The sequence below is a fragment of the Candidatus Nanopelagicales bacterium genome (genome assembly GCA_018003655.1).
In the GTDB taxonomy this organism is placed as follows: domain Bacteria; phylum Actinomycetota; class Actinomycetes; order S36-B12; family UBA10799; genus JAGNDY01.
Genome location: JAGNDY010000075.1, coordinates 2,340 through 8,556 on the forward strand (window position 1 = coordinate 2,340; position 6,217 = coordinate 8,556).

Below are 6,217 nucleotides of genomic sequence, written 5' to 3' on the forward strand. Positions count from 1 at the left end.
TGGCGGGCTGAGTTGGTGCGCCCTGGGCGAACACGAGCACGTTCCGGGATGTTCCTGAGCCCCTGCCGGGTTAGGGTCAACAAGCCGCAAATTCACTAGCCTGACTTGAGGGGTGCGAAAGCGTGACCACTGATTCCACTGCCGACATTCGCAGTGCCGCTGCCGTTGGCTTCGGGCACGACGATTCCGTCTACAAGCGCCTCCTCGACGAGCGAATCATCTTCCTCGGCTCCGCGGTGGAGGACAGCAACTCCAACCTCATCTGCGCCCAAATCCTGCTGCTCGCAGCTGAGGATCCAGACGCTGACATCTACCTCTACATCAATTCGCCAGGTGGATCAGTCACCGCTGGCATGGCCATCTACGACACGATGCAGTTCGTCACCAACGACGTGGCAACGGTCGCGATGGGATTGGCCGCAAGCATGGGTCAGTTCCTGCTCAGCGCGGGACACCCGGGTAAGCGGTACGCGTTGCCGCACGCGCGCATCATGATGCACCAGCCCTCAGGTGGTCTCGGCGGAACAGCCTCGGACATCAAGATCCAGGCCGAACAGATGCTGCTGATCAAGAAGCAACTCGCCGAACTGATTGCTGACCAGACAGGCCAGACCCTCGCGCAGGTCGAAGAGGACTCTGACCGCGACCGCTGGTTCACGGCTGAGCAAGCTCAGGAATACGGATTCATCGATCACGTCGTGCGAAGTGCAAGTGACGTGGCTGGAAAGGGTGGCACGGCATGAACCTGGTGAGCAATCCCACGCTGGCACCGTCCTCGCGCTACGTGTTGCCCGAGTTCAGGGAGCGCACGTCTACCGGCGAACGCGTCCACAACCCGTACACCAAGCTCTTCGAAGAGCGCATCATCTTCCTGGGCGTGCAAATCGATGACGCCTCCGCCGACGACGTCATGGCCCAGCTGCTGTGCCTGGAGTCGATGGACCCAGACCGGGACATCTCGATCTACATCAACTCGCCTGGTGGCTCGTATACGGCGATGACCGCTATCTACGACACCATGCAGTTCATCAAGCCAGAGGTGCAGACCGTTTGTTTGGGTCAGGCCGCCTCAGCTGCTGCGGTCTTGCTCGCCTCCGGCACCGCGGGCAAGCGCTACGCCTTGCCGCACGCTCGCATCCTGATCCACCAGCCGTACTCCGAAGGAGGCGGCCAGGGCTCGGACATCGAGATCCAAGCGAACGAGATCCTGCGCATGCGCACGGAGATGGAAGGCATCATCGCCGAGCACACGGGACGCCCGGTAGAGGAGATCGGCCGAGACATCGAGCGGGACAAGATTCTCACCGCTGAGATGGCCAAGGAGTACGGCATCGTCGATCAGGTCATTGAGTCACGCAAGGTGACACGCAAATAGCAAACACGCAACTCCCGTCGCCCGTTTGACGGGGAACGGGTGGTGGTTATCCGCTTTTGGCGGAAACGTTGCGCGCGTCCGAGCGTGAGGCAAGCCGTAATCGCGAACCTCAGGTAACGTCGGAACCGCACACGAATCTGAGGGGACGGCACAGTGGCACGCATTGGCGAGGGTGGGGACCTGCTCAAGTGCTCTTTCTGCGGAAAGAGCCAGAAGCAGGTCAAAAAGCTGATTGCCGGACCAGGCGTCTACATCTGCGACGAGTGCATCGACCTGTGCAACGAGATCATCGAAGAGGAGCTGACCGAGGCCTCGGATCTACAACTCGACGAACTGCCGAAGCCCCGTGAGATCTTCGAGTTTCTGAGCAACTACGTCATCGGCCAGGATCAGGCAAAGAAGGCCATGTCGGTTGCCGTCTATAACCACTACAAACGGGTGCAAGCCGGTCAAGCTGAACGAGTTCGCGACGACAAGATCGAACTGGCGAAGTCCAACATTCTGCTGCTCGGTCCGACCGGTTCCGGCAAGACTCTGCTCGCCCAGACCCTGGCCCGCATGATCAACGTCCCGATTGCCATCGCTGACGCGACCGCCCTGACGGAGGCTGGCTACGTCGGCGAAGATGTCGAGAACATCCTCCTCAAACTCATCCAGGCCGCCGACTACGACGTCAAGAAGGCCGAAACCGGGATCATCTACATCGACGAGATCGACAAAGTCGCCCGCAAAAGCGAGAACCCTTCGATCACCCGCGATGTCTCCGGCGAAGGTGTGCAGCAGGCACTTCTGAAGATTCTTGAGGGAACGACGGCGTCCGTGCCACCGCAAGGCGGTCGCAAGCATCCACACCAGGAGTTCATCCAGATTGACACCACCAATGTGCTCTTCATTGTCGGTGGAGCGTTCGCTGGCCTGGACACCATCATCGAGCAGCGCATCGGCAAGAAGTCCCTCGGGTTTACAGCCGACGTGTCCGATGACGAGAACACCAACCCTGGCGACATCTTCAGCAAGGTCATGCCCGAGGACATGCTGAAATTCGGCATGATCCCGGAGTTTGTCGGGCGCCTCCCCGTCTTCACCAGCGTGGTGGCTCTTGACCAAGCGGCCTTGGTCAAGGTCCTTAGCGAGCCCCGCAACGCGCTCACCAAGCAGTATGAGCGGCTGTTTGAGCTCGACGGTGTCGAACTGGAATTCGAAGATGACTCGCTAGAGGCGATCGCGGATCAGGCACTCCTGCGCGGAACCGGCGCTCGCGGGCTGCGAGCGATTCTGGAAGAGGTCCTGCTCAACGTGATGTATGACGTGCCGAGTCGCAAAGACGTGGCAAAGGTCGTCATCAGCGGGGAAGTCGTTCGCGACAGCGTGAATCCAACGCTGGTACCAAGAGACTCGACCACCAAGAACCGAACTCCCCGAGAGAAGTCGGCCTAGCCACTTCAGCCTCGCGCGCGTCCCACCGTTGGCACCGCGAGTACGCCAAAGCCGGGGCTAGTCCGTTGGAGCAAGGGTGACCTCGACGCTCAGCGCATCTTGATCGTCAGGCGTGCAGGTTAGGGACGCGACGTTGCCCGCGGCGGTCAGATCCTCGGCACTGGTTTGGACCCGATCGATTGCCGCCAGTGGTCCCGACACCTTCGCTATCGCAATAGCCGCCCGCATCGACACCTTGGCCTCGGACTTGGCCTTGCGCATCGCGCTCAGCACGATTGCCGCGTCTGCCAGAACAGCGGGATCCCCGTCGGCGCGAGCCGCGAGTTCATCGACGGTGGGCCACGCGGACCGGTGAACTAAGCCCTCCTGCCACCACGACCACACCTCTTCAGTGACGAATGGAAGGAACGGCGCGAACAGCCGCAGTTGCACCGACAGTGCCAGTGCCAGCGTGGCCTTGGCTGAGGCTGCGGAAACAGGTCCGCGCGCGCCGTGTGCCCGCTCCTTGATCAGTTCAATGTAGTCATCGCAGAAGCCCCAGAAGAAAGCCTCGGTGAGCTCCAGTGCGCGGGTGTAGTTGTATCCGTCGAACGCACGTGTCGCGTCCCGCACGACCTCGGTCAAGCCTGCCAGCAGTGCCTTGTCGACCGGTTCGGTAATCGCGGCGTCGTCGCGCTCAGCACCGAGCATCAACGCGAACTTCGACGCGTTGAGTAACTTGATCGCCAGTCGCCGACCCACCTTCATCTGGCCGAGATCAAACGCGGTGTCGGTGCCGGGCCGACCAGACGCGGCCCAGTAGCGAACAGCATCCGAGCCGTACTCCACCAGCATGTCTGCGGGCGTCACCACGTTGCCCTTGGACTTGCTCATCTTCTTGCGGTCTGGGTCGAGGATCCAGCCGCTGATGGCTGCGTGCTTCCAGGGCAGCACGTTGTCTTCAAGGTGAGCTCGAACCACGGTCGAGAACAACCACGTCCGGATGATTTCGTGTGCCTGTGGGCGAAGATCCATGGGCCACACACGCGACCACAGGTCCTCATCCCGTTCCCAGCCACCGGCGATCTGCGGGGTCAACGACGACGTTGCCCACGTGTCCATAACATCGGGATCGCCGATGAAGCCACCGGGTTCGCCCCGTTGACCCTCCTGATAGCCAGCGGGGGCCTCCGCAGACGGATCCACTGGTAACTCGGATTCGTCGGGCACAATTGGCTTGTCGAAGTTCGGCTCCCCATTCGCGTCGACCGGGTACCAGACCGGAACCGGGACCCCGAAGAAGCGCTGACGCGAAACGAGCCAGTCACCATTGAGACCCTCGACCCAGTTCGAGTAGCGAACCTGCATGTGCGCTGGGTGCCAGTCGAGTTCTTCGCCGCGGGCGAGCAGCGCATCGCGAACGCCCGTGTCGCGCCCCCCATTGCGCAGGTACCACTGGCGCGTCGTCACGATCTCCAGCGGCTTGTCGCCCTTCTCGAAGAACTTGACGGGGTGGCTGATCGGTTTCGGCTCACCAACCATGTCGCCTGATTCGGTGAGCATCGTGACCATGCGTTCCTTGGCTGTGAAGACCGTCGCACCCGCGATGTGCTCGTAAGCCTCGCGTTCGGAGTTACCGGTGATCCACTCCGGTGTCTCACGGATGATGCGCCCGTCCCAGCCGAGGATGGGGCGCGTGGCCAGGTCGAGCTCACGCCACCAGATAACGTCAGTGAGGTCGCCGAAAGTACAAATCATCGCGATGCCGGAACCCTTCTCTGGGTCCGCCAGCGGATGGGCAAGCACCGGCACATCAACGCCGAATATCGGGGTCTTCACGGCAGATCCAAAGAGTGGCTGATACCGCTCGTCATCTGGGTGTGCGACCAGGGCAACACAGGCGGCGAGCAGTTCGGGGCGGGTCGTTTCGATGAACACCGGGTCGGCGGCGTCCGGAACCGCGCTGGCAAAGCCGATGCGATGGTAGGCGCCCGGGCGTTCGCGATCCTCAAGCTCAGCCTGCGCAACAGCCGTCCGGAAGGTCACGTCCCACAACGTGGGAGCTTCGGCCTGGTAAGCCTCGTCGCGGGCGAGGTTGCGCAGGAACGCTCGCTGCGAGGTGGCTCGCGCGTCGTCGTCGATGGTCTGGTAGGTCATCTCCCAATCGACCGAAAGACCGAGTTGGCGCCACAGATCCTCAAAGGCCTTCTCGTCCTCCACCGTCAGTTCCTCACACAACTCGATGAAGTTCCGCCGGGAGATCGGGATCTGATTCTTCTCCGGCTTCTCCGGCGGCCGGAAGTCAGCGTCATAGTGCAGTGATGGGTCGCATCGCACGCCGAAGTAGTTCTGTACTCGCCGTTCGGTCGGCAGGCCGTTGTCGTCCCACCCCATCGGGTAGAAGACCTCGAGTCCGCGCATGCGCTGGTAGCGCGCAATGCAGTCGGTGTGTGTGTAGGAGAAGACGTGGCCGACGTGCAGGGATCCGCTGACGGTCGGCGGCGGGGTATCGATCGAGTAGATCTGTTCCCGGGTCTTGCTTCGGTCGAATCGGTAGGTGCCCTGCTCCTGCCAGACCTGTGCCCACTTGCGCTCGATCCCATCGAGTGAGGGCTTTTCGGGCATGCGGGAAGTGCTTGAGGAGTCACCGGTCATGCCCACCATCCTAGGAAGGTGGTGTTGCCCGCCGCACCGTCGCGGGCGGGTTCCTACACTGAGCCCCATGCCGACCCCTCACAGTGCCGATCCTGAGTTCGCCCAGGTCGAGGAGAAACTGCTGGCGCGCTGGCCGGAGAATCAGGTCGCGCCCGACCTCGGGCGCATCAGTGCGTTGGCCAATCTGCTGGGGGACCCACACACCAGCGCACCCGTGATTCACATCGCCGGTACCAACGGCAAGACCAGCACCGCGCGCATCATCGAGGCCCTGCTGCGGGCGTTCGGCCTTTCAACGGGGCTGTACACCAGCCCAGCGGTCATGTCGATGACCGACCGCGTCCAGATCAACGGTGAGCCGATAGACGAGCACCGGTTCGCCGAGTCGTATGCCGATGTTGCTCCGTACCTAGCCATGGTTGATCAGCAGGCTGAGGATGCTGGTGGTCCGGCGGTCACGATGTTCGAGGCCGTCACCGCGTTGGGCTTCGCGACCTTCGCCGACATGCCGGTCGACGTCATGATCATCGAGTGTGGGATGGGTGGCACGTGGGACGCGACCAACATCGTCGCACCGGCGGTATCGGTGATCACCCCGATTGACCTTGATCACGTTGACTACCTAGGCGAGACGATTGAACTGATCGCCGCCGAGAAGGCCGGCATCCTTGCCCGGGGAGCGCCTGTGGCTCTGGCGGGTCAGCGCCCAGAGGCCGCCGCCGTGTTGAGTGCGGCCTGCGCCCAGCTGGACATTGAGCCGGTGCGCGAGGG

The 6,217-nt window shown here is 62.2% G+C and carries 5 protein-coding genes; 4 read left to right on the top strand and 1 reads right to left on the bottom strand.

What is annotated here, in order from left to right; genetic code table 11:
- Positions 1–146: 146 nt before the first annotated feature.
- From KAZ48_09310 to clpX, 3 genes are all read left to right on the top strand, one after another.
- Positions 147–743, top strand: a complete 597-nt coding sequence (locus KAZ48_09310) for an ATP-dependent Clp protease proteolytic subunit (protein MBP7972985.1) — start codon at positions 147–149, stop codon at positions 741–743.
- Positions 740–1,375 (top strand): ATP-dependent Clp protease proteolytic subunit, encoded by a 636-nt coding sequence (locus tag KAZ48_09315; GenBank protein MBP7972986.1) that lies wholly within the window; start codon positions 740–742, stop codon positions 1,373–1,375. Before KAZ48_09310 ends, KAZ48_09315 begins: the two co-directional genes overlap by 4 nt.
- Positions 1,376–1,528: 153 nt before the next feature.
- On the top strand, positions 1,529–2,812 hold the full coding sequence (gene clpX, locus KAZ48_09320) for an ATP-dependent Clp protease ATP-binding subunit ClpX (protein MBP7972987.1): 1,284 nt from the start codon (positions 1,529–1,531) through the stop codon (positions 2,810–2,812).
- Between the two features lie 57 nt (positions 2,813–2,869).
- On the opposite strand, the gene valS is transcribed toward clpX, so the two are convergent.
- Positions 2,870–5,455 (bottom strand): valine--tRNA ligase, encoded by a 2,586-nt coding sequence (gene valS / locus KAZ48_09325; protein ID MBP7972988.1) that lies wholly within the window; start codon positions 5,453–5,455, stop codon positions 2,870–2,872.
- Positions 5,456–5,513: 58 nt separating this feature from the next.
- Here valS and KAZ48_09330 point away from each other — a divergent pair.
- Positions 5,514–6,217 (top strand): dihydrofolate synthase (locus KAZ48_09330; GenBank protein MBP7972989.1); only part of this gene is annotated, 704 nt, incomplete at its 3' end.

Coding starts and splice junctions, on each gene's coding strand:
- KAZ48_09315 (MBP7972986.1), top strand. CDS start 740: ATGAACCTGGTGAGCAATCCCACGCTGGCACCGTCCTCGCGCTACGTG.
- valS (MBP7972988.1), bottom strand. CDS start 5,455: ATGGTGGGCATGACCGGTGACTCCTCAAGCACTTCCCGCATGCCCGAA.